The organism is Bordetella sp., assembly GCF_051960075.1.
In the GTDB taxonomy this organism is placed as follows: Bacteria; Pseudomonadota; Gammaproteobacteria; order Burkholderiales; family Burkholderiaceae_B; genus Bordetella.
The window spans coordinates 77,704-103,620 of record NZ_JBQCER010000056.1 but is presented as its reverse complement, the minus strand read 5'-3'; the positions used below and the strand labels follow the sequence as shown (position 1 = coordinate 103,620).

Annotated in this window: 24 protein-coding genes; 10 read left to right on the top strand and 14 right to left on the bottom strand. The window is 65.4% G+C overall.

The window, feature by feature from the left end; all coding sequences use genetic code 11:
* Positions 1–58 precede the first annotated feature (58 nt).
* Positions 59–2,350, top strand: coding sequence for a 5-methyltetrahydropteroyltriglutamate--homocysteine S-methyltransferase (gene metE / locus ACTHJ1_RS09155; protein ID WP_440190974.1), 2,292 nt, complete (start codon positions 59–61; stop codon positions 2,348–2,350).
* A 140-nt stretch (positions 2,351–2,490) separates the two neighbouring features.
* Here metE and ACTHJ1_RS09150 read toward each other — a convergent pair whose 3' ends face one another.
* Together ACTHJ1_RS09150 and ACTHJ1_RS09145 are read right to left on the bottom strand one after the other, a co-directional pair.
* Positions 2,491–3,273, bottom strand: coding sequence for a hypothetical protein (locus tag ACTHJ1_RS09150; protein WP_440190971.1), 783 nt, complete (start codon positions 3,271–3,273; stop codon positions 2,491–2,493).
* A gap of 33 nt (positions 3,274–3,306) precedes the next feature.
* On the bottom strand, positions 3,307–4,194 hold the full coding sequence (locus ACTHJ1_RS09145) for a LysR family transcriptional regulator (RefSeq protein WP_440190968.1): 888 nt from the start codon (positions 4,192–4,194) through the stop codon (positions 3,307–3,309).
* A gap of 118 nt (positions 4,195–4,312) precedes the next feature.
* Here ACTHJ1_RS09145 and ACTHJ1_RS09140 point away from each other — a divergent pair, with 118 nt between their 5' ends.
* The 3 genes from ACTHJ1_RS09140 to ACTHJ1_RS09130 are packed head-to-tail and all read left to right on the top strand — an operon-like array spanning position 4,313 to position 6,519.
* Positions 4,313–4,747, top strand: a complete 435-nt coding sequence (locus tag ACTHJ1_RS09140; RefSeq protein WP_440190965.1) for a VOC family protein — start codon at positions 4,313–4,315, stop codon at positions 4,745–4,747.
* Positions 4,748–4,771: 24 nt separating this feature from the next.
* Positions 4,772–5,509 carry a 5-oxoprolinase subunit PxpB gene (pxpB, locus tag ACTHJ1_RS09135; RefSeq protein ID WP_440190962.1) on the top strand — a complete coding sequence of 246 codons (738 nt, stop codon included), beginning with the start codon at positions 4,772–4,774 and terminating at the stop codon, positions 5,507–5,509.
* Positions 5,506–6,519 (top strand): biotin-dependent carboxyltransferase family protein, encoded by a 1,014-nt coding sequence (locus ACTHJ1_RS09130; protein WP_440190959.1) that lies wholly within the window; start codon positions 5,506–5,508, stop codon positions 6,517–6,519. The genes pxpB and ACTHJ1_RS09130 overlap by 4 nt, the downstream gene beginning before the upstream one ends.
* Before the next feature lie 11 nt (positions 6,520–6,530).
* Here the strand turns inward: ACTHJ1_RS09130 and ACTHJ1_RS09125 are convergent, their stop codons facing one another.
* The 8 genes from ACTHJ1_RS09125 to ACTHJ1_RS09090 are packed head-to-tail and all read right to left on the bottom strand — an operon-like array spanning position 6,531 to position 15,567.
* Positions 6,531–7,148, bottom strand: coding sequence for a cysteine hydrolase family protein (locus tag ACTHJ1_RS09125; protein WP_440190956.1), 618 nt, complete (start codon positions 7,146–7,148; stop codon positions 6,531–6,533).
* A 20-nt stretch (positions 7,149–7,168) separates the two neighbouring features.
* Positions 7,169–9,238, bottom strand: a complete 2,070-nt coding sequence (locus ACTHJ1_RS09120) for a hydantoinase/oxoprolinase family protein (protein WP_440190953.1) — start codon at positions 9,236–9,238, stop codon at positions 7,169–7,171.
* Positions 9,235–10,929 (bottom strand): hydantoinase B/oxoprolinase family protein, encoded by a 1,695-nt coding sequence (locus ACTHJ1_RS09115; protein WP_440190950.1) that lies wholly within the window; start codon positions 10,927–10,929, stop codon positions 9,235–9,237. Before ACTHJ1_RS09115 ends, ACTHJ1_RS09120 begins: the two co-directional genes overlap by 4 nt.
* Before the next feature lie 47 nt (positions 10,930–10,976).
* Complete coding sequence (locus ACTHJ1_RS09110; RefSeq protein WP_440190947.1) at positions 10,977–11,687, bottom strand: ABC transporter ATP-binding protein; 711 nt, start codon at positions 11,685–11,687, stop codon at positions 10,977–10,979.
* Positions 11,684–12,445: an ABC transporter ATP-binding protein gene (locus ACTHJ1_RS09105; RefSeq protein ID WP_440190944.1), complete on the bottom strand. Its 762-nt coding sequence runs from the start codon at positions 12,443–12,445 to the stop codon at positions 11,684–11,686. Before ACTHJ1_RS09105 ends, ACTHJ1_RS09110 begins: the two co-directional genes overlap by 4 nt.
* Positions 12,438–13,454 carry a branched-chain amino acid ABC transporter permease gene (locus ACTHJ1_RS09100; RefSeq protein WP_440190941.1) on the bottom strand — a complete coding sequence of 339 codons (1,017 nt, stop codon included), beginning with the start codon at positions 13,452–13,454 and terminating at the stop codon, positions 12,438–12,440. The genes ACTHJ1_RS09105 and ACTHJ1_RS09100 overlap by 8 nt, the downstream gene beginning before the upstream one ends.
* Before the next feature lie 22 nt (positions 13,455–13,476).
* Positions 13,477–14,349: a branched-chain amino acid ABC transporter permease gene (locus ACTHJ1_RS09095; RefSeq protein WP_440190938.1), complete on the bottom strand. Its 873-nt coding sequence runs from the start codon at positions 14,347–14,349 to the stop codon at positions 13,477–13,479.
* A 3-nt stretch (positions 14,350–14,352) separates the two neighbouring features.
* The gene (locus tag ACTHJ1_RS09090; RefSeq protein ID WP_440190935.1) at positions 14,353–15,567 is read right to left on the bottom strand and encodes an ABC transporter substrate-binding protein; all 1,215 of its coding nucleotides are present in this window, start codon (positions 15,565–15,567) and stop codon (positions 14,353–14,355) included.
* A gap of 103 nt (positions 15,568–15,670) precedes the next feature.
* Here ACTHJ1_RS09090 and ACTHJ1_RS09085 point away from each other — a divergent pair, with 103 nt between their 5' ends.
* The 6 genes from ACTHJ1_RS09085 to ACTHJ1_RS09060 all read left to right on the top strand — a co-directional run bounded on the left by ACTHJ1_RS09085 (position 15,671) and on the right by ACTHJ1_RS09060 (position 21,024).
* Positions 15,671–16,639, top strand: coding sequence for a Bug family tripartite tricarboxylate transporter substrate binding protein (locus ACTHJ1_RS09085; protein WP_440190932.1), 969 nt, complete (start codon positions 15,671–15,673; stop codon positions 16,637–16,639).
* Between the two features lie 31 nt (positions 16,640–16,670).
* On the top strand, positions 16,671–17,486 hold the full coding sequence (locus ACTHJ1_RS09080; RefSeq protein ID WP_440190929.1) for a GntR family transcriptional regulator: 816 nt from the start codon (positions 16,671–16,673) through the stop codon (positions 17,484–17,486).
* 8 nt (positions 17,487–17,494) lie between these two features.
* Positions 17,495–18,766 carry a 3-isopropylmalate dehydratase large subunit gene (locus ACTHJ1_RS09075; RefSeq protein ID WP_440190926.1) on the top strand — a complete coding sequence of 424 codons (1,272 nt, stop codon included), beginning with the start codon at positions 17,495–17,497 and terminating at the stop codon, positions 18,764–18,766.
* Positions 18,763–19,287: a LeuD/DmdB family oxidoreductase small subunit gene (locus tag ACTHJ1_RS09070; RefSeq protein ID WP_440190923.1), complete on the top strand. Its 525-nt coding sequence runs from the start codon at positions 18,763–18,765 to the stop codon at positions 19,285–19,287. The genes ACTHJ1_RS09075 and ACTHJ1_RS09070 overlap by 4 nt, the downstream gene beginning before the upstream one ends.
* On the top strand, positions 19,284–20,168 hold the full coding sequence (locus ACTHJ1_RS09065) for an isocitrate lyase/PEP mutase family protein (protein WP_440190920.1): 885 nt from the start codon (positions 19,284–19,286) through the stop codon (positions 20,166–20,168). The genes ACTHJ1_RS09070 and ACTHJ1_RS09065 overlap by 4 nt, the downstream gene beginning before the upstream one ends.
* A 91-nt stretch (positions 20,169–20,259) precedes the next feature.
* Positions 20,260–21,024, top strand: coding sequence for a LamB/YcsF family protein (locus tag ACTHJ1_RS09060; RefSeq protein ID WP_440190917.1), 765 nt, complete (start codon positions 20,260–20,262; stop codon positions 21,022–21,024).
* A 7-nt stretch (positions 21,025–21,031) separates the two neighbouring features.
* Here ACTHJ1_RS09060 and ACTHJ1_RS09055 read toward each other — a convergent pair whose 3' ends face one another.
* From ACTHJ1_RS09055 to ACTHJ1_RS09040, 4 genes are all read right to left on the bottom strand, one after another.
* Positions 21,032–21,994: a D-2-hydroxyacid dehydrogenase gene (locus ACTHJ1_RS09055; RefSeq protein WP_440190914.1), complete on the bottom strand. Its 963-nt coding sequence runs from the start codon at positions 21,992–21,994 to the stop codon at positions 21,032–21,034.
* A 9-nt stretch (positions 21,995–22,003) separates the two neighbouring features.
* Entirely contained in the window at positions 22,004–23,995 is a 1,992-nt protein-coding gene (gene tkt, locus ACTHJ1_RS09050) for a transketolase (RefSeq protein ID WP_440190911.1), read from the bottom strand.
* Positions 23,996–24,057: 62 nt separating this feature from the next.
* On the bottom strand, positions 24,058–25,089 hold the full coding sequence (locus ACTHJ1_RS09045) for a TRAP transporter substrate-binding protein (protein WP_440190908.1): 1,032 nt from the start codon (positions 25,087–25,089) through the stop codon (positions 24,058–24,060).
* A gap of 55 nt (positions 25,090–25,144) precedes the next feature.
* Positions 25,145–25,894, bottom strand: a complete 750-nt coding sequence (locus ACTHJ1_RS09040; protein WP_440190905.1) for an SDR family NAD(P)-dependent oxidoreductase — start codon at positions 25,892–25,894, stop codon at positions 25,145–25,147.
* Positions 25,895–25,917 lie beyond the last annotated feature (23 nt).

Genomic DNA, 25,917 nt, shown 5'->3' with positions numbered 1-25,917 from the left:
GCGCTGCCTAAGATCTGCACCGGCATTTCATTTCATCAGCAGGCAGCAAAGGCACTCCATGACCACCCTACACAACCTCGGCTTTCCCCGCATCGGCGCGCAGCGCGAACTGAAGTTCGCATTGGAGTCGTACTGGAAAGGCGCATCTTCGCGCGACGCGCTCAAGCAACTGGGCGTGCAGCTGCGCAAGCGCCACTGGGACGACCAGGCCGGCCTGGACTATGTGCCCGTGGGCGACTTCGCCTTCTACGACCAGATGCTCGACATGAGCTTCACCCTGGGCAACCTGCCCGAGCGGGCGCGCGATTTTCACGGCGATGCGCTGGACAACTACTTCCGCGTAGCGCGCGGCCGTTCGGCGCAGGGGCAAGAAGAGCACGCCGCGTGCTGCGGCGGCATCGCCGCCGGCGAAATGACCAAGTGGTTCGACACCAACTACCACTACATCGTCCCGGAGTTCACCGCCGCCACCGAGTTCAAGCTGGAAGCCTCGCGCCTGCTGGAGCAACTGGCCGAAGCCCGCGCCAACGGCACGCCGGCCAAGCCGGTCATCGTCGGCCCGGTCACCTATCTCGCCCTGGGCAAGGCCAAGGACGATTCCGACCGGCTGGCCCTGCTGCCCAAGCTGCTGCCCGTCTACGGCGAACTGCTCGACACGCTCGCCGCGCAAGGCGTGCAATGGGTGCAGATCGACGAACCCCTGCTGGTCACCGAGCTGGACGACGCATGGCAGCACGCCTTCAACCTGGCTTATCACCATCTCAAGGCCTGCCGCGTCAAGATCCTGCTGGCGACCTACTTCGGCCAGCTCCAGGAAAACCGCTATCTTGCCGCGAACCTTCCGGTGGCCGGCCTGCACATCGACGCCGTCAACGGCCGCGACGACGTGCTGCCGCTGGTGAACATGCTGTCCGAGCACAAAGTGCTGTCGCTGGGCGTCATCAACGGCCGCAACATCTGGAAGACCGACCTGACCGCCGTGCTCGACTGGGTCGAGCCGCTGTCCCGGCGTCTGGGCGAACGCCTGTGGCTTGCGCCTTCGTGCTCGCTGCTGCATGTTCCCGTGGATCTGCGCAGCGAGCAGAAAATGGACGCCGAGATCAAATCCTGGCTGGCCTATGCGCTGCAAAAGCTGGACGAATTGCGTGTGCTGGGCCGCGCTTTGCGCGAAGGCCGCGACACGGTGAAGGTCGAACTGGCCGAGAACCTGGCCGCGCTGACCGCGCGCCGCGCATCGCCGCGCGTCACCGACCCGATGGTGCAAGCCGCCGTGGCCCGCATCGACGCCCAGCTCGGCCAGCGCCACAGCGCCTATGGGCTGCGCGCCGCTAGGCAGGCCGCCCTGCTCAAGCTGCCGGCCTATCCGACCACCACCATCGGTTCTTTCCCGCAGACCGCCGAAATCCGCCACGCCCGCAGCGAATACAAGGCCGGCCGACTGGGCGACGCGGACTACAGGGCCGCGATGCAGGCCGAGATCGCGCGCAGCGTGCGCGAGCAGGAAGCGCTGGAACTGGACGTGTTGGTGCACGGCGAGGCCGAGCGCAACGACATGGTCGAGTACTTCGGCGAACAGCTGCAGGGCTACGCCTTCAGCCAGTACGGTTGGGTGCAGTCCTACGGTTCGCGCTGCGTGAAGCCGCCTATTCTCTTCGGCGACATCAGCCGTCCCAAGGCCATGACGGTGGACTGGATCGCCTACGCGCAGTCGCTGACCGCCAAGCCCATGAAGGGCATGCTGACCGGCCCGGTCACCATTTTGAACTGGTCTTTCGTACGCGACGACCAACCGCGCTCGGTGTCGTGCAAGCAGCTGGCCCTGGCCATCCGCGAGGAGGTGCTGGACCTGGAAAAAGCCGGCGTGCGCGTCATCCAGATCGACGAGGCCGCGCTGCGCGAAGGCCTGCCGCTGCGCAAAGCGCAATGGCAGAGCTACCTGGACTGGGCGGTCGAGTCATTCCGCATTGCTGCCAACGGCGTGCAGGACGAAACGCAGATCCACACCCATATGTGCTATTCGGAGTTCAACGACATCATCGCGTCCATTGCCGACATGGACGCCGACGTCATCACGATCGAGACCTCGCGATCGGACATGGAGCTGCTCGACGCCTTCGACAGCTTCAACTATCCGAACGAAATCGGGCCCGGCGTGTACGACATTCACTCGCCCAATATTCCGACGCAGGAGCACATTGTGCAATTGATGAAGAAGGCGGCCGAGCGCGTTCCGGCCGAACGCTTGTGGGTCAATCCCGATTGCGGCTTGAAGACGCGCCAGTGGGGTGAGGTGATACCCGCGCTGAGCAATATGGTCGCGGCAGCCAAGGCCTTGCGCGCGGCGGCCTGAAGCGCCTTCGTCCGGGCCGGCTGAGGTCGAAGTTCTTCAGGCGCCGAGGCTGCCCTGCGCAATTCCGATGCTCGCCCGGCGGGCTGCGGTTGGCCGCCCCGTACTTCGGATTGCTCCGGGGGCCTCGGCTTGCATCCGCCTCATGCGGCGGTGGCCTTACTACCGCCGTGCCGGCGCATCTGGTGCAGAGCAAACACCTGCGAGGCCACTGCGCAAGCGGCGGCGCTGAAGTAAGTGACGACAAGGCCGTAGTGCACCAGCATCAGGCCGATCACATAGAAGAAAGCCGCGAAGCCGAACAGCCCCGCAACCAGCCCGCGCATCACCTGTCGCGCGGCGTGCGGCCCAGCCAGTCGATGGGCGAACACGCCCAGGATCGTGGCCATGAGCGGAAAGGACGCGACCACGCCGCTGGCGCCCGGGCCGATGTGCGGCGCGATCAGCGTCACGCCCAGGACGAGCGCGGTGATGAGCACCATGCGCACGGGCAAGTCCCACCAGGGCGGCCGCAGCCTGACGCCCTGCGCCGCTGAACTCGGAGTCAAATACAGCGTAAACGCCAGCGACAACACGGCGATAAGAAAAAGTCCGCCCTGAGGCAGGCCGCTTTCCTGCAACAGCGCTGCCGTAACGGCGAACGCCACGCTCGCTCCTGCGAGCGCGGCAGGCCAGCCGAGCGTTGCCATGCCGCAATAGACGAGGCAAAACGCGGCTTGCGCGGCGGTTGCCGCCAGCGATCCCGAGGTTGCCCGCACCGCGAACTCGGGGCTGTATTGCAGCGCCAGGAAAACGGAAACCGGGCCCGAAGTAAGCGGCAGCCCCACGATCAGGCCGCCTATCGTTTCGCCCCAGCGTCGCACCGCCAGGCTGGCTGCGAGCAACAGCAGCGGCGTGATGATCAGTTTGAAAGCAAGAAGGTTCATGGTGCGCGATATTGCAACGAAGCCCTGCCGCCATCAGGCCGATGCCCGGATATCTCCCGCATCCGCCAGGCAGCGCGCCAAGGCCGCGGCCAACGGCGCGCGCTCCAGCGGGCGGCGCGCCACGATGCCGATCTCGCGATGCAAGCCCGGCTCGTCCAGCTCGATCAAACGCAGGCCGCGCGTGTCGAGCTGCCGGGTGCGCGGCATCAGCGCCACGCCCAGACCCTGCCGCACCAGCGCGGCGATGGCATCGATCTCGTCGAGCTCGACCGCCTCGTGCACGGCTATACGCTGCTTCTTGAGAAAGCCGTCCACCAGCCTGCCGCCGAACGAAGACCGGTCGTAGCGAATGAACGGTTGGTCGGCCAGCAATTGGCGCCACGCAACGCGCGGCGCATTGCGCGGCGCCGCCAGCACCATGGGCTCGCGCGTCAGGGGTTGCCAGAGGAGTTCGGCAGGCAGGGCGAACGACGGACGAATCATCACGGCCAGTTCGATCTCGCCGGCGTCCACCTGGCCCAGCAGATTGAGCGACACCCCCGGCACGACGCGCACCCTCACGCCGGGGTATTCGTCGCGGAACTGCGCCAGCGCGCGCGCCAGCAGATCTTGCTGCGCCGAGGCAATCGCCCCCACCCGCAAAAGGCCGCTCAGCCGGCCGGTGCCGGGCGGGTCGGCCGCCTGCCCGACCATGCCCTCGGCCATGGCGACCAGGGCCTCGGCCTGGGGCAGCAGCTCGCGGCCCTGGGCGTTGAGCTCGGCCGACTTGGCGCCCCGGTCGAACAGCTCGGCGCCCAGCCAGGCTTCGAGCCGGCGTATCTGCGCGCTGACGGCCGACTGCGTCAAACCGAGCTGGCGCCCCGCGCCGGTGAAGGTGCCGCCGCGAGCCACGGCGATGAAGGTCTTGAATTCGCGCAGCATTGATCGATATTTTTTATTGTCAGACTCAAAAAATATCGTTTTCCAATCAAAAAAACAATCCATACACTCACGGCACATTGCAACTGCTTTAATTTGCCAATCGCCGGAGCCTACCGCCATGACCGCCACGCACACCGCCATCCAGCCCTTTCATCTGGCTTTCCCCGTACGCGACCTGGAAGAAGCCCGCGACTTCTACGGCCGCAAGCTGGGCTGCCCCGAGGGCCGCAGTTCGCCCGAGTGGATCGACTTCAATCTCTACGGCCACCAGGTCGTCGCCCACCTCTCGCCCGAGGCCTGCGGCATCGCGGCCTTGAACGCGGTCGACGGCCACGGCGTGCCGGTGCGCCACTTCGGCGTGGTCCTGACCATGGCGCAGTGGGAAGCCATGGCCCAAAAGCTCACCGACGACGGCACCGAATTCGTCATCAAGCCCTACATCCGCTTCAAGGGCGAAGTGGGCGAGCAGGCCACCATGTTCTTCCTCGACCCCTCGGGCAATGCCCTAGAATTCAAGGCTTTCAAGAACATGGACTCGCTTTTCGCCAAGTGATCCTCCTGCATTGAAGAGCTCCGATTGAGCGCAGCTGACTCCCACGACGCATCCGCAGCAACCGGCTGGCGCATCGAGGCCCAGGGCGATCGCTGTCTGCTGGTCCGTTTCGGCGATGCGCTGGACATTCGCATCGGCCTGACCTGCCTGGCCGCGGCCCGCCTGCTGCGCGATGCAGGCCTGCCCGGCGTCATCGACATCGTGCCGTCGTTCACCGCCGTGGCGGTGCATTACCTGCCCGGCGTCGACGGCCCCAGCCACGCGCAGATGGCCGAGCGCGTCGCCGAACTTTTCAACGGCGGCATCGTCATCGACGAGGCGGCCGGCCGCGACATCGAGATCCCCGTCTGCTACGGCGGCGACCTGGGCCCCGACCTGCCCGACGTGGCCGCGCGCGCCGGCATCGGCGAAGACGATGTCGTTGCGCTGCACACCCGGCCCGGCAGCATGGTCTTCATGCTGGGGTTCGCACCCGGCATGGCCTATATCGGCGAACACGATGAAAAGCTGGCCATCCCGCGCCGCGATACGCCGCGCCTGAATATTCCGGCCGGCTCGGTCGCGGTCGCCAACCGGCAGTCGGTGATTTATCCCGGCGGCTTGCCCGGCGGCTGGAGCCTTATCGGCGCAACGCCGCTGCGGCTGTTCGATCCCGAACGTTCGCCCGCCGTGCTGCTCGCGCCCGGCGATCGCGTGCATTTCAAGGCCGTCGACCGCAAGACTTTCGACCGCATGAAGAAAAAGATCGAGAGCGGCCAATGAGCATCACCGTCCTCAAGCCCGGTCTGCAATCGTCCTTCCAGGACATGGGCCGCACCGGCTATCAACACCTGGGCGTTCCCGTGAACGGCGCCATGGACGAGCGCGCCCATCGGCTGGCCAGCCTGCTGGTCGGCAACTCGCCGAACCGCGCCACGCTGGAGATCACCCTGGTCGGACCGGTGCTGCGCTTCGAGGCCGCAGCCTGTTTCGCGCTGGCCGGCGCCGACCTGGGCGCCACCTTGAATGGCGCCGCCGTGCCCATGCTGCGCCCGCAACTGGCCCGCGCGGGCGACCTGCTCGCCTTTCCTGTGCGCGCCGCCCCGGGTCGCGGTGCACGCGCTTATCTGGCCGTACATGGCGGCTACGCCATCGAGCCTGTCATGGGCAGCGAAAGCACCTATCTGCGCGGCGGCTTCGGCGGCCTGCATGGCCGCGCTCTGATCAAGGGCGACATCGTCGGCCTGCGCCGCACGCTGCACGACGACGACGGCCTCGCCGCGCTCGATGCCGCAATGCAGGCGCTGCGCCTGTATCTGCCCGCCACGCTGGTGAGCACGCCGCGCGCCGCGCTGCGCGTGATGCCAGGCTCGCATTGGCATCTCTTCGACGCCGAGTCGCAAGCGCGTTTCGTGCAGGCCGAATTTCGCGTCAGCCCCGCTTCGGATCGCATGGGCTATCGCCTCACCGGCCCCGGCATCCATCAGGCCAGCGCAACCCAGATGCTGTCCGAGGCCGCCTGTTTCGGCTCGGTGCAGGTGCCCGCCGACGGGCAGCCCATCGTTCTCATGGCCGACCGCCAGACCACCGGCGGCTATTCCAAGATCGTCCAGGTGATCAGCGCCGACCTGCCTTTGCTGGCGCAGTACACGCCGGGGCAAGGAGTGCATTTTGCGCTGACCACGCTGCAAGAGGCCCAGCGCCTGGACCAGGCGCGCGAACGGGCCTATGCGGGCCTGGAGGCTGCGCTCGCGCCGTTTCGCGAGCGCTTGGCGGCCCAGGCCGAGCAATAACCACGCGGCTTTCAAGCTGCGACAAGGTTCCCGAAGGCGTCGCAGGTGAGGATTTCGCCGACGGAGCGCAAATCCGCCAGCGCCGCCTCGTGCATCTCCGGCGCCGGCGCGGCACAGCCATCCGAAAGCACGAGCACCCGATAGTCGCGCATATGCGCATCGCGCGCGGTGCTTGCAACCCCGCCGTTGGTCACGATCCCGCACACGGCAATCGTCTCGATGCCGGCACGGCGCAACACCCAATCGAGTTGCGTATTAAAAAAGGCCGAATACGCAACCTTCATGACCGAAACATCCACGCAGGGCGCAAGCGCTGCCACGATCGCATGCCCCGACGATCCGGCGGCAAAATCGCCGCGCCGCAAGAATGGCCGCAATTGCTTCAGGTGCGGCGAGATCATCGGTTCGCCCGATGCGTCCGGCCACAAGGTGAACTGGCTTGCCGCAACCAGTCCGCCGGCCGCTTTCAGCGATCGGGCAATGGGCGCAACGCGCGCGGGCAGCGCCTGGGCCTGCCGCGTGGCCGCGCCGCCTCGGTCATAGGCGCCGCCAGGCGCAACAAAGTCGTTTTGCAGATCTACGATGAGTAGCGCAGTACGCGCCGCATCGAGGTCCAGGGCTCCGTTCATGGCGAATTCCTCTCGCGGTGTCATGCCCGACGCGTGATGAGCAGATTGCCCAGAGGGTCGACACGGCCCGCAAAACCGGGTTCGAGCCAGATCGTCGTATCGGATTGCTCGAGGATCGCGGGCCCGGCAACCTCGGCATCCACCGGCAGCTCAAGGCGTGCGTAGCGCGCGGCGTCCCACCATTGCCCCGCGTGGTAGACGCGTTGCGTACCTAACGACGCGGGCATCGTGCGCGCCTGTGGCGCGAGCACGGCAAGATCGAACTTCGGCCGCACGCCTATGCGTGCATAGCGCAGATTCATGATTCGGACGGGAATACCGTCGAGCGCACGCCCGAAGGCCGCACGATATGCGGCGCCGAACGCCTCGGCGATGCCGTCCCGGTGCAAAGCGTCGCGAGCTACCGGTACACGCACGGTGTGGCTTTGCCCGACGTAAAGCATGTCGAGCTCTATGGTCTCGCGCACGGTCTCGAACCGCACGCCAGCCGAATCGAGACGTGCCTGGCAGGCAAGCGCCAGCGCTTGCACGCGCGCGATCAAGTCGTCGACGTCCAAAGCGGCCAGCGGCTGATTGATCGTTTGCACACTATCGTGGCGCATGTCCGCAATCACGCAACCCAGCGCCGACGTCACACCTGGGTAACGCGGCACAATGCCCGTGGTCGTGCCGACCTCGCGCATCATCGCGCACACGTGCAGCGCGCCGCCGCCGCCGAACGGCATATAGGCGAATTGACGCGGGTCGTGACCCCGCTCGATCGATACGACGCGGATGGCGCCAGCCATTTTTGCATTGGCCACGGTGAGTATGGCTTCGGCGGCGGCATAGACATCCAATCCGAGCGGTTCGGCCACCGAATCGACGATGGCACGCGCCGCAAGCCCCGCGTCGAGCTTGGCAAGCAGGCCACCGCCCAGTGGCCGGTCTGCGGCGATGCGGCCCAGCAGCACATTGGCGTCCGTGACGGTCGGGCGCATATTGCCCCGTCCATAGCAGGCCGGCCCGGGTATGCTGCCGGCCGACTCCGGTCCGACCTGCAGCAGCCCCCCTGCATCGACCGACGCAATCGAGCCGCCGCCGGCGCCTATGGTCTCGATCTGGATCATCGGTGACCGCACGACCATGCCGAACTCGATCGACGTCTGCGCAGAGAGCGACGCCTCTGCGCCGGCCACCAGCGAAACGTCGAACGACGTGCCGCCCATGTCGCCCGTTACCACATTGGAAAATCCCGCCGCGCGCGCGATCGCAGCGCAGGCGATCACCCCTGCGGCCGGCCCCGACAGCGCGGTGCGCACCGGCATGTCGCTGGCGGTCTGGCGCGACATGATGCCGCCGTTGCTTTGCACGACGAGCAGTTCGCCGCCAAACCCCTGCGCCCGCAGATCTCGTTCCAGCCGTGCAAGATAGCCGCCTACTACGGGCTGCAGGGCCGCGTTCAGCGCGGCAGTGGAACATCGTTCGAACTCGCGTATTTCGGGCAGCACTTCGGTTGCCGCCGTCACATGGCCGTTGGGCCAGAGCGCTCGCACGGCTGCGGCTGCGCGCTGCTCGTTCACGGGATTCGCATAGGCATTGACGAAGAACAGGCATACGGCTTCACAGCCCGCGGCAAGCAACGCGCGCGCGGCCGTCTCGACCTGCACGATGTCGACGGGCGTATGCACCGTGCCATCGGCGAGCACACGTTCGTCGACTTCCAGACGCAGATCGCGCGGCACGATGGGGACGAAATTTCCGCGCAATCCCCACGTGGCCGGACGGTCGCGACGTCGCATCTCCAGTACGTCGCGAAAACCCGTCGTCGTGATGATTCCCGTGCGGGCGACCTTGCGCTCGAGCAGTGCGTTCGTTCCCACGGTTGTGCCGTGCACGATGGTCGCAATGCCCGCCGCCGCGCCCCGACCCTCAGCATCGATGCGTTCTATGCCGTTCATGAAGCCGCGCGCTTCCTCGCCGCGCGTCGACGGAACCTTGACGATGCGCGCCACGCCGGCCGCCTCGTCGAGAACGAATAGATCGGTGAAGGTTCCGCCCACGTCGACGCCGACGATCAGCGGAGCGGCCTTGCCTGCTGCATCACTCATTCCTGGAGCCCTTTCATTGAAGGACCGGCCTGCCCATCGGTCGACACAGTCACATATCCCATTGCACGGTCGTACGCGCGAGCGGCCTCATCGCGCAGAGCCGGCGCGCCGTAGCCGCCGCCGCCCGGCGTTTCGAGCCGTATTCTTTCGCCTCGTGCAAGCCGTATGCCCAGCATCTTCGAGGCCATGGGTGGCGTATGCCATTGGCCCTTGTTCTGATACCGGAACACATTCGGCACCGACGCCTCGCCGCCGGCGATTCCGTGGGGGGCCGAACGGCCGCGTTCGCCGAACACGAAAGCGTCGGCGCTATCCTCGAGCAGCTCGATCTCGTAGATCGCACCGAGGCCGCCCCGATGCTGGCCGTCGCCTGCCGAATCCGGACGCAACGCCCATTGCGTAAAGCGCACCGGATAAGCGGCCTCGAGAATTTCGACTGGCGGGATCGTAGCCGTCGAGATCGGAGCATTGCCGTGCGACAGGCCGTCGCCGTCGGCGTGCGCGCCGTGTCCACCGCCGAAGAAGCTGAACATCACCCAACGCTGGCCGCGCCGCGCCGGGTCGGTCCGGTAACCGGCGATCGACAGCGCGTTGATGGTCCCGTAGGCTTGCGCCGGGGCTCGCTGCGGCGCTGCTTGCGCCATCGCGCAGAAAATCACGTCGATCATGCGCAGGATGGTCTCGGTATAGCCCCCCACCGGCCGCGGCCGCTGCGCCGTAATCAGCAGTCCGTCGGGCAACTCGAAGCGCACGGCGTCCAGAACGCCGGCATTGGCCGGCACATCCGGAAACAGATGTTTTAGCGCAACATAACAAGCGGCAATCGCCGTAGAGCGGGAGATGTTGACCGGCCCCATACAGGAGGGCGACGTATCGGAAAAATCGAGTGTCAGCGCTTCGCCTTGGACGCGCATGCGCAGCGCAATGGTGAGGGGCTCATCGCGCACCCCGTCGTTGTCGAGCGTGTCTCGATACAGGTATTCCCCGTCGGGCAGCGCCGACACATGCGCGCGCATGAGTTTGACTGCGCGCTCGCGTAGCTGCGAGAGCGCGTCCTGAACCGTCGCATCGCCATATTCGTCGAGCAGATCGGCCAGACGCCGCGCGCCCAGCTCCAACGCCGCCAGCTGTCCGTTCAGGTCGCCCCATAGACTGTCGGGCAAACGCGTATTCGCCTTGAGGATCGCAAGGACATCGGCATCGAGCTCGCCGCGCCGCACGATGCGCACGGGCGGGATCTGCACGGCCTCCTGCCAGCATTCCGTGGCCGCCGGGTTGTAGTTGCCGGGGACTGCACCGCCGACGTCATGCCAGTGGGCAGCCGATGCCAGAAAGCAGTACAGGCGACCGCCACGAAACACGGGTTGCACCAGCTTGAAATCGTTGGCGTGGGTGCCGCCCTCGTAAGGATCGTTAAAGAGCCATACGTCGCCATCGACCATCCCGCCGCGCTCGGCCGCCGCGTTCGCGGCTGCTTTTACGGCAAAGGCCATGGCACCGACGAAGACCGGCAGACCGGATTTGCCCTGCACGAGGGTAGCACCGGTGGCGGCATCGTAGATTCCGTGGCAGGCATCGTGCGCCTCGGCAATGATCGGGTTGAAGGCACTGCGATAGAGCGTCGCGTCCATCTCATCGGCGATCTGCTCCAATCTGCCCTTGAGAACCGCCAGGGTGACCGGATCTAGCATGAAGAAACTCCACTGGGTATCGGAAATGCCTGAAATGCAGTCATTCTTTAAAGTCCGAGATAGGCGCGGCGCAATTCGCCGCTGGCCAGCAATTCGGCGCATGTGCCGCTATGGCGGATGAAGCCATTCTCGAGTACATAGCCGCGCTGACCGACCTCAAGCGACTGGCCGACGTTTTGCTCGACCAACAGGATCGACAATCCCTCGCCCTGCAGGCGCGCAATCAGCGAGAACAGCTCCGTAACCAGCATCGGCGAAAGCCCCAGCGAAGGCTCATCGAGAATGAGCAGCCGCGGATCGGCCATCAGGCCGCGGCCGATGGCGAGCATCTGCTGCTCGCCGCCAGACATGGTGCCGGCCAGCTGGGCGATGCGTTCGCGCAAACGCGGGAACAGATCGAGCATGCGTTCGAGATTGCGTTCGCGCGTCGCGCGGCCGCGAGCGTACGCGCCCAGCGCAAGATTTTCACGCACGCTCAGGTTCGGAAAAATTCGACGCCCCTCGGGCACTTGAATCAGGCCCGCCCTGACCACGTCGCGGTAGTGGCGCCCGGTCAGATCGTGCCCATCGAAGCACACACGCCCGTCCCAGGGCGGATTGATACCCGAGAGGGTGTTGTTGAGCGTGGATTTTCCTGCGCCGTTGCTGCCCAGCAGCACGACGATCTCGCCTTCGTCGACCGTCAGGTCGATGCCACGCAGCACTTCGACGCGACCATAGCCTGCGCGCAGGCCCTCCACCTCGAGCAAACGAGTCATTGCATGTTCCCCCGCTGGGTGGCCGCCAGCCGCGCTGCGACGCCATGCCCGAGGTACGCCTCGATCACGACTGGGTCGGAGGTGACGTCGCGCGGCGTGCCTTCGGCAATGAGCCTGCCTTGCGCAAGAACCCAGACATGCTCGGCCAGACCCATCACCGCTCGCATCACATGTTCGATCATCAATACCGTAACGCCGCTGTCGGCGATCTGGCGCACGACCGGGATCACCTCGTCGATCTCGCTCGGATTCAGGCCGGCCAGGACCTCGTCGAGCAGCAGCAACCGGGGACGGGTAGCCAGTGCGCGCGCCAGTTCAAGACGCTTGCGACCGCATACGGTCAGATCGGCCGCCGGCTTGTCGAGCTGCTCCTGCAAGTTCGTGCGCAACGCCACTTCCTCCGCCTCGCGCAAGGCTTCGCGCCGATCCGCCTGGCGCAGGTGCGCACCCACGGCGATGTTCTCGCGCACGGTTTGCGCGCCGAACGGTTGGACAATCTGGAACGTGCGCGCCAGCCCCAGCCTCGCAATGGAGAAAGGAGGCAGCCCGGTGATGTCACGCTGCTGAAACTCGATACGTCCCGCCGTGGGAGTCAGAAATCCCGATAGCAGGCCGAACAAGGTCGTCTTGCCTGCGCCGTTCGGGCCGACCAGCGCCGTGAGCGTACCCGCCTTGATTGTCAGGCTCACGCCCTGCACAGCCTTGACCCCGCCAAATGCGATGGACAAATCCCTGGCCTTCAACAATGCTTCAGACATGGGCTTTCCCCTGCCCCGATTTTCCCGGTTGCGTTTCGCCGGCACTGGCGGTCCTTCTGCCGATATTCATCATGCTGCGTATCGACGTGCCCGAACCGGCAATGCCGCGCGGCAGGAACATGACGATCGCGATCAGCACGGCGCCGTAGATCACCATGGACAGGCCCGGTAGATCGCCAAACATATTGCGTGTCGCCGTCCCCAGCGCATACAGTGCCGCCGCTCCCAGAACGGGCCCCCACAGCGTGCCGATTCCGCCGACGATCACGCCGACCAGCGCCTCGATCGATATCGCCGGGCCGAATGCGATGCCCGCATCGATATACTGAAACATCTGCACATAGCAGACCCCGGCGGCGCTCATCAAGGCGCCGGACAACACCGTGGCGCCGAGCTTCACGCGAAACGGATCGACTCCCACCGCGCGAGCGGCGTTCTCGTTGTCACGCAAGGCCTGAAGCCAGGCACCGAAGCGCGAATGACGCAGCCATGCCGTGACGAGCAGGGCCATGACAACGAGAGCCAGCAGCACGAATGCATATCCCCGGGGCGAAGCAAACTGGAAATTGCCCAGGCTCTGATGCAGCGGCACCATCAATCCGACCCCCGCGCCGGTAAACGGCAGGGATAAGGCCAGGATCCGGAAAACCTCGGCAAAAGCCAGTGTCACGAGCGCGAAATACGAGCCCTTGATTTCATACCGGAACGCCAGCGCCCCGATGGCTGCGGCGACCAGCGCCCCCGTCGCTATCGCGAACGGAAGCGCCAGCCAAGGATTCCAACCCCACTCGAGCTGCGCAATCGCCTGGGCATAGGCTCCCGCGCCGAAGAACAAGGCATGCCCGAACGACAATTGCCCGCCAAATCCGCCCAGGATGTTCCAGGACTGGGAAAGCAGCGCGGCATAGAACGTCATCGCCAGGAACAGCAGCCATACGTTGGACTGCACCGAAACCAGTCCCACCGTCGCCGCGACGGCGAACAGCACAATCGACCGAAGATCTTTCATCGCTTGTCTTCACTCCCGGCCATCACGCTCGCGCGCCAAACAGGCCCTGCGGGCGCAGCAGCACGACAACGATGAAAATGGCGAATATGCCCATCTGGCCCAGCGAGTCGCCGAACCAAAGTCCGCCGAGCGATTCGACCACCCCGATGAGCAGGCCGCCTGCCAGCGCACCGGCGAAACTTCCCATGCCGCCCAGCACCACGATGGTGAAAGCGATCAGCACGAACCCGTCGCCGACCTGCGGATTGACGTAATACATCGGCATCAGGAAGCATGCCGCCGCGCCGAGGCACGCCATGCCGATGCCAAATGAAATGGCATACACCCGTTCGACATGAATGCCCATGAGCCTGGCGCCCTGCTTTTCCTTGGCCACCGCGCGAATGGCCCGGCCCAGGTCGGTTGCGCGCATGATCCAGAAAAGCAGCGCCGAGATCGCCAGGGCGCCGCAGAAGGCGATCAGTTTGGGCACCGCCATCATGACCGGACCGATTGCGATGGTCGCGAGGGTATAGGACGTGTCGATGGTGCGCGTATCCGACTTGAACCACACGAGCGCGACGTTCTCCATGACAATGGCCAGGCCGAGCGTGACCAGGAGAATGTTTTCGTCTTTGCCATGGCTTGCTTTTTCGATCACCAGACGCTGCAAGGCATAGCCGAGCAGAAACATGCCGAGCGTGACGAACGGCAAGGCGGCGTAAGGATCCAAGCCAAGCTTTTCCTTGAGCGACCATACGACATACAGCGCCACCATCAACGCCGCGCCATGCGCGAAGTTGATGATGTGCAGCACCCCGTAAACCAGCGTCAGTCCGAGCGCGATGAGCGCGTACACGGCTCCGGTAGTCAGCCCGTTCAATGTGGCCGACAGCAAGATGACCGGATCCAACATCGGTCAGGCCTTGAGCGGAAACGCGGGGGCCACCTGGCGGTAGTCGTTCGGCAGAATCACCTTGATATCGCCGCCCGAGATCTGCGTCAGCAACGGTTGCGCGCCGGTATTCTGACCGTTCACAAACCGGGTGGGGCCATAGGGCATGATGCTGTTGCTGAACGTGCTCGACGCAAGCGCCGCGATAATCACCGCGCGATCGGCCGACTTGGCCCGTTCGATGGAGTCCGCGAGCAGCATCATTGCCGTATAGGTCATGAAAACCTCGTAGCTGAAGAACGCTCCCTTCGCTTCCACGCGTTGTTTCAAGCGCTGTGCGCGGGCATCTTTCGGATTGAACCAATGGTTGCAATCGATGAGGCCTTCGGCGATGTCCGGAAACTCTTTCAGGAACTTATAGCTCGACGCCGCACCGCCCAGCACCGAATAGATCGCCTTGGGCTGCACCTTCTGTTGCTTCATGGTGCGAACCAGCAAAGCATATTCGTTGTAATAGTTCGCGGGGATCACGATATCCGGATTGACTGCGCGCATGCGCAGCACGATGTTGCTGAAATCGCGCGTCGGCGTGGGGTGCTTGATCACTTCCTTGACGTCGAAGCCGTGCTTGGGGAGTTCGTTCTGCAGCAGTTTCGCCGTACCGGTTCCGAACAGCGAATCCTCGTGCACGATCATCACGGTCTTGGCGGGCTTTCCGGCCGAGTCGTTCAAGGCGGCAAGGTCGTCAACTGCGCGTGTCGAGCACATGTGATAGCCCGGGCCGAAACGGAACGTGTTGGTCAGCCCACGCTCGACGATTTCGTCGGCGACACCGACGTCCACCACATGAGGCAATCCGTACTTTGCGGCGGTCTGGGTCGTGGCCAGGCAAATTGCCGATGCATAGGCGCCGACGATGGCCGCCACGCCGGCTTCGTTCATGCGCTCGACTTCGGCCGAACCGACCTCGGGGCGCGACTGGGCGTCGCCAAGCATGGGCTCGATCAGCGCGCCGCCCAGCGATTTGATGCCTCCTGCCGCATTGATGTCGTCGATGGCGAGCAGCGCTCCAAGCCGGCACTGTTGCCCTGAATAGGCGACCGCGCCGGTGACTGGATGCAATACCCCCACCTTGATGGACTGCGCGGCGGCCAATGCCAGCCTCGGAACGCTGACGCCGGTGGCGGCAAGGGCGGCCATGGCGGTGGACTGGCGCAGAAACGAGCGACGCGAACTCATGGGCGATTCTCCGGGAGTGATCAATGGAATTGAGCGGAAAGATTTTTGCTGCTTAAATGTAATGTATTCTTATCAATACAAGTTAACACGCCGGAGACAAAACATGGCATTTTCCTTTTCACGCATCGCGGCCTGCGCACTGCTGGCCGCCCTGTTCACGTCCGCCACCCCCGCTTCGGCCCAGGACACCGCCCCCATCAGGCTGATCGTCGGTGCTCCGCCGGGAGGCACCACCGACATGGTGGCCCGCGGCATGGCCCAATACATGGCTCCCATCCTGCATCGCACCTTGGTGGTCGAGAACCGTCCCGGGGCGGGCGGCAATATCGCAGCCGACTATGTCGCCAAGAGCAAGGCCGACGGCAACACGCTATTGGTCACTTTCACCAGCTTCTCGGTCAATCCGAGCCTGTATAAGCATCTGCCGTTCGATCCCATCAAGGACTTCACGCCCATCAGCATGCTCGCGACCGTGCCGAGCGTGTTGGTGGTCCGCAAGGATTTCCCCGCCAAGACCATGCCCGAGTTCATAACCCAGGTGAAGGCGAACCCTGGAAAGTACACCGCCGGCATCGGTGCGATCGGCTCCTCGCTGCACATGGCCGGCGAGCGCATGAAGATGATGGCCGGACTGAACATCCGCAATATTCCCTACAAGGGCACCAATCCCGCGCTGACCGATCTGCTGGGAGGTCAGGTGGACATGATGTTCGCCAGCTCGGTCAACGTGCTGCAACATGTCAAGAGCGGATCGCTGCGCGCGCTGGGCGTGACCAGCCCGCAGCCGCTGCCCGAGTTCCCCGGCGTGCCGCCCATCGGCAAGACCATCCCGGGTTTCGAATCCAGCGCCTGGTTCGGTCTTCTGGGGCCGGCCAAACTGACGCCCTCGACGCTGTCGACGCTGAACCGCGCCGCGCGCGAGGCATTGCAAAACCCGACCTTCCGCAAAATGCTCGAGCGCGAGGCTGCCATCCCTGTAGGCGGCAGCGCCGCGGATTTGGCTTCTTTCATCCGCAAAGACATCGTCCGCTACGCCGAACTGGTCAAATACACTGGCGCCAAACCCGAATAAGCGGGTCGCTGCGTACAAGAGAACCCTTGCCATGTCGGATACTCCCCTGCCGCTTTATCACAAGGTGTATTTGCTGCTCAAGCAACGCCTCGTCGCAGGAGAGTATGCGCCCGATGCGCCCATGCCCGGCGAAAACGCGCTGGCGGCCGAATACGACGTTTCGCGCCTGACCATCCGGCGTTCGCTGGAAGCGCTGGAGACCGAGGGCCTGATCCGGCGGCGTCAGGGCCGGGGCACCTTCGCCGAACCTCCCGACATTTCGGGGCATTCCGCCGACATCGACACGCTCATGACCCATCTGGACCAGATGGGCATGCAGACCCGCGTGCGGCTGCTGGATCTGCAGGTCGTGCCGGCCTCTGCGCACGTGGCAGAGCGCTTGGGCCTGTCTCCGGGCGAACCCGTCAGTCGCTCGGTCCGCGTGCGCAGTCACGACAGCCTGCCATTTTCTTATCTCACCACCCATGTCCCGCAGGACGTTGCCCGGCGCATCTCTCGCCAGCAACTCGGCTCGCGTCCGCTGTTGGCCATTTTTCGCGACCTGGGTATCGAAGTGGCACGGGCCGAGCAGACCATCTCCGCCACGCTGGCCGAACCGGCCGCTGCGCAGGCGCTCGATATCCCCGTGGGATCGGCGCTACTGAGCCTGCACCGTCTCGTGCGCGACAAAAGCGGCCGCCCGGTGGAGTGGCTGCACGCCCTCTATCGCCCCGATCGCTTCGAGTATCGGATGCATATGCAGGCCCACGACACGTCCGGCGAACCCAATTGGCTGCCTGCCAGGCGGGTCGAGCCGGCTTCCGCGGCGAGCGCAAAGCCGCGGCGTCCCGCAAAACGCAAGACATAGGCGCTTCCATGACACCCCAGACCCTGGCCCAGAAACTGCTTGCCGCCGCCGCAGGCAAACAAGCCGTGCGCGTCGGCGAAATCCTGAACTGCCGCGTCGACCTGGCCATGTTCCATGACTCCAGCGGCCCGCGTCGCCTCAAACCCATGCTCGAAGAACTGGGCACCGGCCTGTGGGACCGGTCCAAGGTCGTGCTGGTGATGGATCATTACGTGCCCGAATCGGACGACGAGTCGCGCCGTATCGTGCGCATCGCGCGCGACTGGGCGCGGGAGCAGGCCCTGCCGCACGTCTACGACTCCATCGGCATCTGCCATGCGGTGGTGCCGGAGCACGGCCACATCCGGCCCGGCATGTTCTGCGTGGGCGGCGACTCGCACTCGCCCACGGGCGGCGCCTTCGGCGCCTACATGTTCGGCGTGGGCAGCACCGAAATGCTGGGCGTGGTCGCCAGCGGCGAGATCTGGATCAAGGTGCCGCAAACGCTGCTGATGCACTGGCGCGGCCGCCTGCGCGACGGCGTCACCGCCAAGGACATGGCGCTGTGCATGATAGGCCGCTTCGGCATGAGCGGCGGCCGCTACCAGGCGGCTGAGTTTGCCGGCGACGCAGTGCGCGCCTTGTCCATGCAAGAGCGCATGACGCTGTCGAACATGTCGGCCGAGCTCGGATCGCAGGCCGGCCTGATCGCGCCTGACGACGTCACGCTGAACTACTTGCGCGCGGTCGGCGTGGCGCAGCGCGACCTGCCCGATCCCGAGCGCTGGCAGACCGATGCCGACGCCCAGATCGAACGGCACGATTTCGACGCCGACGCACTTGCGCCGCAGGTCGCCGCGCCGCACAGCCCGGCCAACGCGGCGCCGGTGACCGACTACCCAGACACCCCGCTGCAGGCGGCCTATATCGGCGCCTGCACCGGCGCCAAACTGGAGGACCTGCGCGCGGCCGATCGGGTGCTGCGCGGCAGGGCCGTGGCCAGCGGCGTCAAACTGATGGTTGCGCCGGCCAGTCTGCGCGATCAGAAGCAGGCCGAGCGCGAAGGCATCATGAGCCGACTGGTGCAATCCGGCGCCGAGGTGCTGCCGACCTCGTGCGGTGCGTGCTCCGGCTACGGCAGATCCATTCCCGACGGGGCGAGCGTCATCTCGACCACGGCGCGAAACTTCAAAGGCCGCATGGGGTCGGACACCGCACGGGTCTATCTGGCATCCCCCTACACCGTGGCCGCGTCGGCATTGGCCGGCCGCATCGCCGATCCGAGGAGCTTCCTGGCATGACATGCACGCATCGCGTCTGGAAAGTCGGCAGCGACGTCGACACCGACCAGCTCGCTCCCGGTGCCTACATGAAGTTCGGCATCGACGAGATCGCAAAGCATTGCCTGCAAGGCCCGCGTCCGGATTTTGCCGCAGGCGTGCGGCCCGGCGACGTGCTGGCAGCCGGCGAAAACTTCGGCATAGGCTCGTCGCGCGAGCAGGCTGCGGCGGCGCTGGTCGCACTGGGCCTGCACGCCGTGGTCGCGCCCAGCTATAGCGGCCTGTATTTTCGCAATGCCTTCAACGTGGGGCTGCTCCTGCTCACCTGCCCGCGAGCCGGCGAACTCGACGAAAGCGAGCAAATCGCCATCGCGCTGGAAAAAGACGCCCCTGTCGTGGTTCGCGCCGACGCAACCCGCCTGGCCTGCGAACCGATACCCGGCTTCCTGCTGGACATGGTCCGCGCAGGGGGGCTGCTCAATCAACTCAAGCATCGGCTCGCCGCGGGCGAGCTGGCGCGCCATCCCCTGAAAGCATCATGACGACCGCCGATCAGGCCTCACGGCCCCATTCCCTCAAGTCCAAAATCGCCGCCGGCCAGATGGTCCTGGCGCCCGGCGTCTACGACGCTTTCTCGGCGCTGATCGCCCAGCAGGCGGGATTCGACGCCGTCTATCTTTCGGGCGCCTCGATCGCCTATTCCGCCCTGGGGCGCTCGGATGTAGGCCTGACGACCTGCACCGAAGTCACCGACACGTTGGCGCGCATCACCGATCGCATCGACAGCCCCGTCATCGTGGATGGCGACACCGGCTTCGGCAATGCCCTGAACGTACAACGCACCGTGCGCGGTTTCGAGCGCGCAGGCGCGGCCATGATCCAGCTCGAAGACCAGGGCTTTCCCAAGCGCTGCGGCCATTTGGCAGGCAAGACGCTGATTCCGGTCAGCGAGATGTGCGGCAAGCTGCGCGCGGCGCTCGATGCCCGTCACGGCGCAGATACGCTCATTCTGGCGCGCACGGACGCCGTCGCGACCGAAGGGCTGGATGCCGCGCTCGAGCGCGCCGAAAAATATCTGGAATGCGGCGTCGATGCGCTCTTTGTCGAAGCGTTGCGCACGCCCGAGCAGATGGATGCCGCCTGCACCCGCTTCGCGTCCCGCATTCCCTTGCTGGCCAATATGGTGGAAGGCGGGCAGACGCCGGTGGAAAGCGCGCAGGCGTTGAGCAAGCGCGGCTTTCGCATCGTCATATTCCCGGGGGGCACCATGCGTGCCGTCGCTCACATGCTGCAGGCGTATTACGCCAGTTTGCGCACCCACGGCACCACCGCGCCCTGGCGCGAGCGCATGTTGGATTTCGACGGAATCAATGCCGTCATCGGCACCCCGGAACTGCTGGCGCAGGGCAAGCGCTACGAATAGGCCGGCAAATGCCGTTGGCGCTACATTAGCGCTAACGGGAAATCCACCGAAAACCGACGCTTTTTCACGAACACGGCATACGAGAACCGACATGGCGGCGCAAACCACTCTGGACCTGAACTGCGATATGGGCGAAAGCTATGGCGCCTGGAAAATGGGCGACGATGAGGCCGTGCTCGGCTACGTCAGTTCGGCCAACATCGCCTGCGGCTTTCACGGCGGCGACCCGTCCACGATACGCAAGACCGTGGCCGCGGCGATTAAGCAGGGCGTGGCGCTGGGCGCCCACCCCGGCTTCCAGGATCTGGCTGGCTTCGGCCGCCGCACCATGCTCATCTCGCCGCAAGAAGCCTACGACATCACCGTGTATCAGGTCGGCGCCGTGGCGGGCGTGGCGCGTTCGCAAGGCGGTGCGCTGCATCACGTGAAGGCGCACGGCGCCTTCTACAACATGGCCGCCAAGGACGCCAGGCTGGCCCGCGCCATCGCCCAGGCCGTGCACGACATCGACAGCAGCCTGATTCTCTACGGCCTGGCCGGCAGCGCCATGATCCAGGAAGCGCAAGCCCTGGGCCTGCGCGTGGCCAACGAAGTGTTCGGCGACCGCAGCTACCAGCCCGACGGTTCGCTCACGCCGCGCGCGCAGCCCGACGCCATGATCACCGACGTGAACAAGTCGGTCGAACAGATTCTGCGCATGGTGCAGGAACAGGTCGTGATCGCCACCGACGGCACCCGGGTGCCCGTCCGGGCGGACACGCTGTGCATCCATGGCGATCAACCCAATGCCGTGGCCTTCGCGCAGGGCATTCGCAAGGCGCTGCAAGACGCCGGCATCACGGTGCGAACCGTTTAGGGCTGCGTCAATACGCGTCGACGACGTTGACCGGCTTGCCGGCCACGAAACGCTCGATATTGCCCATCAGCTGATCGGCCAGCGACTGCTGCGCCTCGTCCGACGCCCATGCCACGTGCGGCGTGAGGATCAAATTGGGCCGCGACGCGGCCCGCATCAACGGATTGTCCGGCGCGGGCGGCTCGCCCTGCGTGACGTCGAAGCCCGCGCCGCCGATGAGCCCTTCGTCGAGCGCGCGCACCAGATCGGCCTCGTCGACCAGGCCGCCCCGGGCCGTATTGATGAGGATAGGCCGGCGCTGCATCTTGCGGAATTCGGGCATGGCGATCAGGCCGCGCGACTGTTCCGTGAGAGGCAGGTGCAGCGTGATCACATCGCTGGTCGCGAGCATGTCATCCCACGACAGGTATCCCTCGCCCGCATCATCGGCGCCTTTGCGGGCGGCGAATTGCGGGATCATGCCGAATGCCCTGGCGATGTCGGCGACGCGCTGCCCCAGCACGCCGCGGCCGACAATGCCCAGACGCGAACCCGCCAGATCGCGGATGGGATGATCGAAAAAGCAGAACTGCGCGGCTTCCTGCCAACGCCCCGCCAGCACCGATTCGCGATAGGCCACGATGCTGCGGCGCAGGGCAAAGATCAGCGCGAACGTATGCTCGGGCACGGTGTTGACCGCATAGCCCCGTATATTGGACACCGCCACGCCGCGATCCTTGCAGGCCGCCTTGTCGACGCAGTCCGTGCCCGTCGCGGCGACGGCGATCAGGCGCACGCCGGGCGCCTGCGCCAGGGCCTGCGCGGTGATGGGCACCTTGTTGGTGATGACGATGTCGGCGTCCCGAATCCGTTCGGCGACCTGATCGGGCGCGGTGCGCTCGTATTCGATCAGTTCATGGGCGAACGCCGGAGGACGCAGGCGGATCTGCGGCGCGATGGTGGCTCGGTCGAGGAAGACGATTTTGTACATGGCGGAGAATCAGGCGGGCGATTGCAGCAGGCGTCTGGCTTCGGCAGCGACGGCCGCCGGAGTGATGCCGAAATGTTCGTACAGCGCATCGGCAGGCCCCGACGCGCCGAATCCGGTCATGCCGACAAAGCCGCCGCGTTCGCCCAGGTAACGATCCCAGCCGAAACGCACCGCAGCCTCGACGGCAACGCGTACTGTACCAGCCCCCAGGACGGCGGCCCGGTAGGCCGGATCCTGCTCGTCGAAGCGCTCCCAGCAGGGCATGGAGACCACGGCGGTCGGCACGCCTGCGGCCTGCAGCCGCTCGCGCGCCGCGAGCGCGATGGCGACCTCGGATCCCGTGGCGAGCAGCGTCACGATCCGTGCGCCCTGGTCGGCCTCGGCCAGCACATAGGCGCCGCGCCGCGATAGATTCTCGTCGCTGTGCTCGCGCCGCACGAGGGGCAGCGCCTGGCGCGCGAAGATCAGCGCCGCAGGGCCGCTGCGGTTCTCCAGCGCGATCTCCCAGCACTCGGCCGCCTCGACGGCATCGGCCGGACGCAGCACCAGCATATTGGGCATGGCGCGCAAGGACGCCAGGATCTCCACCGGCTGGTGCGTGGGTCCGTTTCGGCCGATGCCGATCGAGTCGTGGCTGAATACGAACTTGACCGGCAGATTCATCAGGGCGGCCATCCGCATCGCCGGCCGCTCGTAATCCGAAAAGGCCAGATACGTCACGGTAAGGGGCAGGACGCCGCCATGCGCGGCCATGCCGTTGGCCATGGCGCCCATGACGTGCTCGCGCACGCCGCAGTGCACATAGGCACCCGAGCGGTCCTGCGCCGTAAAAGCGGCGAGCTGACGCTTGTGTCCCGTGGGCGCCTCCAGATCGGCGCACCCCACCATGCGCTCGGGAAGGACGGCGGTCAGGCGGTCGTTGATTTCGGCTGAGATCAGGATGCCGCTAGAAACCGGCTCTGCCTGCGCGGCATGCCGCTTGTAATCCAGCAGCACGCTACGCCACCCGTCCGGCAGCGCTCCCGCGAGGATGCGATCGAACTCGGCGCGCTGCGCGGCAGGCAAGGCCTCGCGGCGGGCATGCCAGGCCGCATGCTCGGCCTGGCTGCGCCGGCCCGCAGCGCGCCAGGCCTGAAGAATAGCCTCGGGCACCTCGAAAGGCGCATGCGGCCAGTCCAGCAACTTGCGCGCCGCCTCGGCATCCTCGGGATACAGGCGGGCGCTATGCCCGCCGCGCTGCCCCTGCAGCCTGGCCAGGCCGCGCGCGATCACTGTGCGGCATGCGATGAACGAAGGCCTTGGATCCTGCCTGGCCGCATCCAGGGCCGTCGATACGGCCTCGATATCGTGCCCGTCGACCTCGACCACATGCCAGCCTGCGACGCGGCAGCGCATCGCGACGTCTTCGCTGATGGACAGATCCGTGCACCCATCGTCGGTGATCCGGTTGTCGTCCCATAGCAGTATCAGTTTTCCCAGGCGCAGATGGCCCGCCAGGGAAATCATCTCCTGGCCCACCCCCTCCTGCAGGCAACCGTCGCCGACAAAAGCATAGGTGTAGTGGTCGACCAGGCCATCGCCGAAGCGGGCGTTGAGATAGGCCTCGGCCACCGCCATGCCCAGGGCGTTGGCGATGCCCTGCCCCAGCGGCCCGGTCGTCACCTCGATGCCGCATTCCGGTGCGATTTCCGGATGGCCTTCGCAGCGTGCGCCCAGCTCGCGGAATCGCTTGATTTCATCGAGGGAGATGGACGCGTAGCCGGTCAGATACAGCAGCGAATACAGCAGCATCGAACCGTGCCCATTAGAGAGCACGACGCGATCGCGATCCGGCCATGTCGGATCGCCGGCGAGAAACTTCAGGTGGCGCGTGTAAAGCGCGGTGGCGATTTCCGCCATGCCCAGCGGCACGCCTTGATGTCCCTCCTGCGCCCGAACAATGGCATCAATGGAGAGAAAGCGGATGGCGTCGGCAAGCTTCGCCGATGAAAGATTGGACATGTTCAGACCTATGTCGAGCGCCATCGCCAAGGGTTCGATAGCGGAAAAACGCGAAACGCGGATCAGGTCAGGGAACCTGCGTGATCCTGCAGCAGTTTCCAGGCCTCGTCGCCGAATTTGCCGCGCCATGTCTTGTAGTAGTCGGTCTTGGCCAACGCCGCCTTGAAGGGTGAGGCGTCCACGTCCAGCATCTGCATGCCGTTCTTCTTCAGGCCGTCGACCAGCGATTTACTGAGCGCCGCGATGTCCGCGCGCTCGTCCGCGGCGGATTTCTCGAACTCGCGGAACACGATCTCCCTGACGTCCGCGGGCAGACGCTCGACGGCCCTGCGATTGCCCAGAATCCAGTACGCATCCCAGACGTGGTTGGTCAGGCTGCAGTATTTCTGCACCTCGTAGAGCCGCGCCGTGCTGATGATGGCCAGGGGATTCTCCTGGCCCTCGACCAGTTTGGTCTGCAACGAGGAATAGACCTCGTTGAAGTTGATGGGCGTCGGGCTGGCGCCCAGCGCGGAGAACAGGGTCGATAGGATCGGCGACGCCGGAACGCGCAGCTTCATGCCATGCAGATCTTCCGGCGTCTTGACCGGCTTGGACGACGTGGTGATCTCGCGAAAACCGTTGTCCCAGGGTTTGGACATCGTCAGCAGGCCGACCTTTTCGATCTGCGCGCGGACATACTTGCCCAGCGACCCGTCCATGGCCTGCCAGACATGGTCGTAATCCGGGAACGCGAAACCGGTATTGACGATGCCGGCGACCGGCACCAGGGTGGACAGCACCGAACTGGCTTCGTTGAAGAATTCGACGCCGCCGTTGCGCACCTGAGACAGCAGGTCGGTGTCCGACCCCAGCTGGTTGGCCGGGAACAGGCGTATTTCCATCTTTCCGCCGGTGGCCTGCTTGATGCGGTCAATCGCTTCCTGAGCACGCTTGTTCACCGGGTGGGTGGGATCCTGCCCTGTGGCGAGCTTGTAGGTGAACTGCGCCGCATTGGCATACCGGGGAAGAACTGCCGCCAACGATAGAGCTGCGGCGCCCTTCAGGCATTGCCTGCGGGTCAACATGAAACGCGAGATTCCTGGCTTGTCCATCGCTTGTCTCCTTTGAGAGTGTCGTTGTTGGTGCTGCGATACCACTTGCTGGAAGTCAGTGAATCAGCATGCCGCCGTTCACATCCAAGGTCACGCCCGTGCAGTACTTGGCCAGGGGGCTGGCCAGGAACACGACGCAACCGGCCACATCGGCGGGTTCGCCGATGCGATTCAAGGGAATCTGTTCCAGAATGCCCTGCATGCGGTCGTCTGGAATCAGACCCTTGTTGATGTCCGTGGCGATCAGGCCCGGCGTGACGCAGTTGACGCGGATGCCGTCCACGCCGAACTCACGTGCCATGGCGCGCGCCAGGCCCAGCACCCCGGCCTTGGCCGCGGAGTAATGCGGACCGCCGAGAATGCCGCCGCCGCGCTGCGCGGATACGGAAGAGATGCAGACGATGGCGCCCGACCTGGCCGCCCTCATGGCTGGCAGCACGGCCTGCGACATATACAGCGTGCCGCGCAGGCTGACGTCGAGCACGGCGTCGTAGTCGTGCGCGCTGATGTCGGCCGTCTTGCGCGGCTGCGTGATGCCGGCGTTGTTCACCAGAATGTCGATGCGGCCGCACTGATCCACGATCGCCTGCGCCGCGCGCTCGCAGGAGGCCTTGTCCGTGACGTCGGCCACGATGCCGATGTGGCGCTCGCCCAGCAGGGTAGCGGCAGCGGCAGGCTGCGCGCGCTCCAGATCCAGGATCACCACGCGGGCGCCCTGCTCGGCCATCATGCGGGCCGTGGCGAAGCCCAATCCGTTCAGGCCGGCGCCACCGGTTACCACGGCGATTTTTTCAGCGAGAAGCATGCTCTGCACTCCGAAAGAGAAAA

Excerpts from the sequence above, each read along its gene's own strand:
- metE (WP_440190974.1), top strand. The coding sequence starts at position 59 with ATGACCACCCTACACAACCTCGGCTTTCCCCGCATCGGCGCGCAGCGC.
- ACTHJ1_RS09150 (WP_440190971.1), bottom strand. The coding sequence starts at position 3,273 with ATGAACCTTCTTGCTTTCAAACTGATCATCACGCCGCTGCTGTTGCTC.
- ACTHJ1_RS09145 (WP_440190968.1), bottom strand. The coding sequence starts at position 4,194 with ATGCTGCGCGAATTCAAGACCTTCATCGCCGTGGCTCGCGGCGGCACC.
- ACTHJ1_RS09140 (WP_440190965.1), top strand. The coding sequence starts at position 4,313 with ATGACCGCCACGCACACCGCCATCCAGCCCTTTCATCTGGCTTTCCCC.
- ACTHJ1_RS09130 (WP_440190959.1), top strand. The coding sequence starts at position 5,506 with ATGAGCATCACCGTCCTCAAGCCCGGTCTGCAATCGTCCTTCCAGGAC.
- ACTHJ1_RS09125 (WP_440190956.1), bottom strand. The coding sequence starts at position 7,148 with ATGAACGGAGCCCTGGACCTCGATGCGGCGCGTACTGCGCTACTCATC.
- ACTHJ1_RS09120 (WP_440190953.1), bottom strand. The coding sequence starts at position 9,238 with ATGAGTGATGCAGCAGGCAAGGCCGCTCCGCTGATCGTCGGCGTCGAC.
- ACTHJ1_RS09115 (WP_440190950.1), bottom strand. The coding sequence starts at position 10,929 with ATGCTAGATCCGGTCACCCTGGCGGTTCTCAAGGGCAGATTGGAGCAG.
- ACTHJ1_RS09110 (WP_440190947.1), bottom strand. The coding sequence starts at position 11,687 with ATGACTCGTTTGCTCGAGGTGGAGGGCCTGCGCGCAGGCTATGGTCGC.
- ACTHJ1_RS09105 (WP_440190944.1), bottom strand. The coding sequence starts at position 12,445 with ATGTCTGAAGCATTGTTGAAGGCCAGGGATTTGTCCATCGCATTTGGC.
- ACTHJ1_RS09100 (WP_440190941.1), bottom strand. The coding sequence starts at position 13,454 with ATGAAAGATCTTCGGTCGATTGTGCTGTTCGCCGTCGCGGCGACGGTG.
- ACTHJ1_RS09095 (WP_440190938.1), bottom strand. The coding sequence starts at position 14,349 with ATGTTGGATCCGGTCATCTTGCTGTCGGCCACATTGAACGGGCTGACT.
- ACTHJ1_RS09090 (WP_440190935.1), bottom strand. The coding sequence starts at position 15,567 with ATGAGTTCGCGTCGCTCGTTTCTGCGCCAGTCCACCGCCATGGCCGCC.
- ACTHJ1_RS09085 (WP_440190932.1), top strand. The coding sequence starts at position 15,671 with ATGGCATTTTCCTTTTCACGCATCGCGGCCTGCGCACTGCTGGCCGCC.
- ACTHJ1_RS09080 (WP_440190929.1), top strand. The coding sequence starts at position 16,671 with ATGTCGGATACTCCCCTGCCGCTTTATCACAAGGTGTATTTGCTGCTC.
- ACTHJ1_RS09075 (WP_440190926.1), top strand. The coding sequence starts at position 17,495 with ATGACACCCCAGACCCTGGCCCAGAAACTGCTTGCCGCCGCCGCAGGC.
- ACTHJ1_RS09070 (WP_440190923.1), top strand. The coding sequence starts at position 18,763 with ATGACATGCACGCATCGCGTCTGGAAAGTCGGCAGCGACGTCGACACC.
- ACTHJ1_RS09065 (WP_440190920.1), top strand. The coding sequence starts at position 19,284 with ATGACGACCGCCGATCAGGCCTCACGGCCCCATTCCCTCAAGTCCAAA.
- ACTHJ1_RS09060 (WP_440190917.1), top strand. The coding sequence starts at position 20,260 with ATGGCGGCGCAAACCACTCTGGACCTGAACTGCGATATGGGCGAAAGC.
- ACTHJ1_RS09055 (WP_440190914.1), bottom strand. The coding sequence starts at position 21,994 with ATGTACAAAATCGTCTTCCTCGACCGAGCCACCATCGCGCCGCAGATC.
- tkt (WP_440190911.1), bottom strand. The coding sequence starts at position 23,995 with ATGTCCAATCTTTCATCGGCGAAGCTTGCCGACGCCATCCGCTTTCTC.
- ACTHJ1_RS09045 (WP_440190908.1), bottom strand. The coding sequence starts at position 25,089 with ATGGACAAGCCAGGAATCTCGCGTTTCATGTTGACCCGCAGGCAATGC.
- ACTHJ1_RS09040 (WP_440190905.1), bottom strand. The coding sequence starts at position 25,894 with ATGCTTCTCGCTGAAAAAATCGCCGTGGTAACCGGTGGCGCCGGCCTG.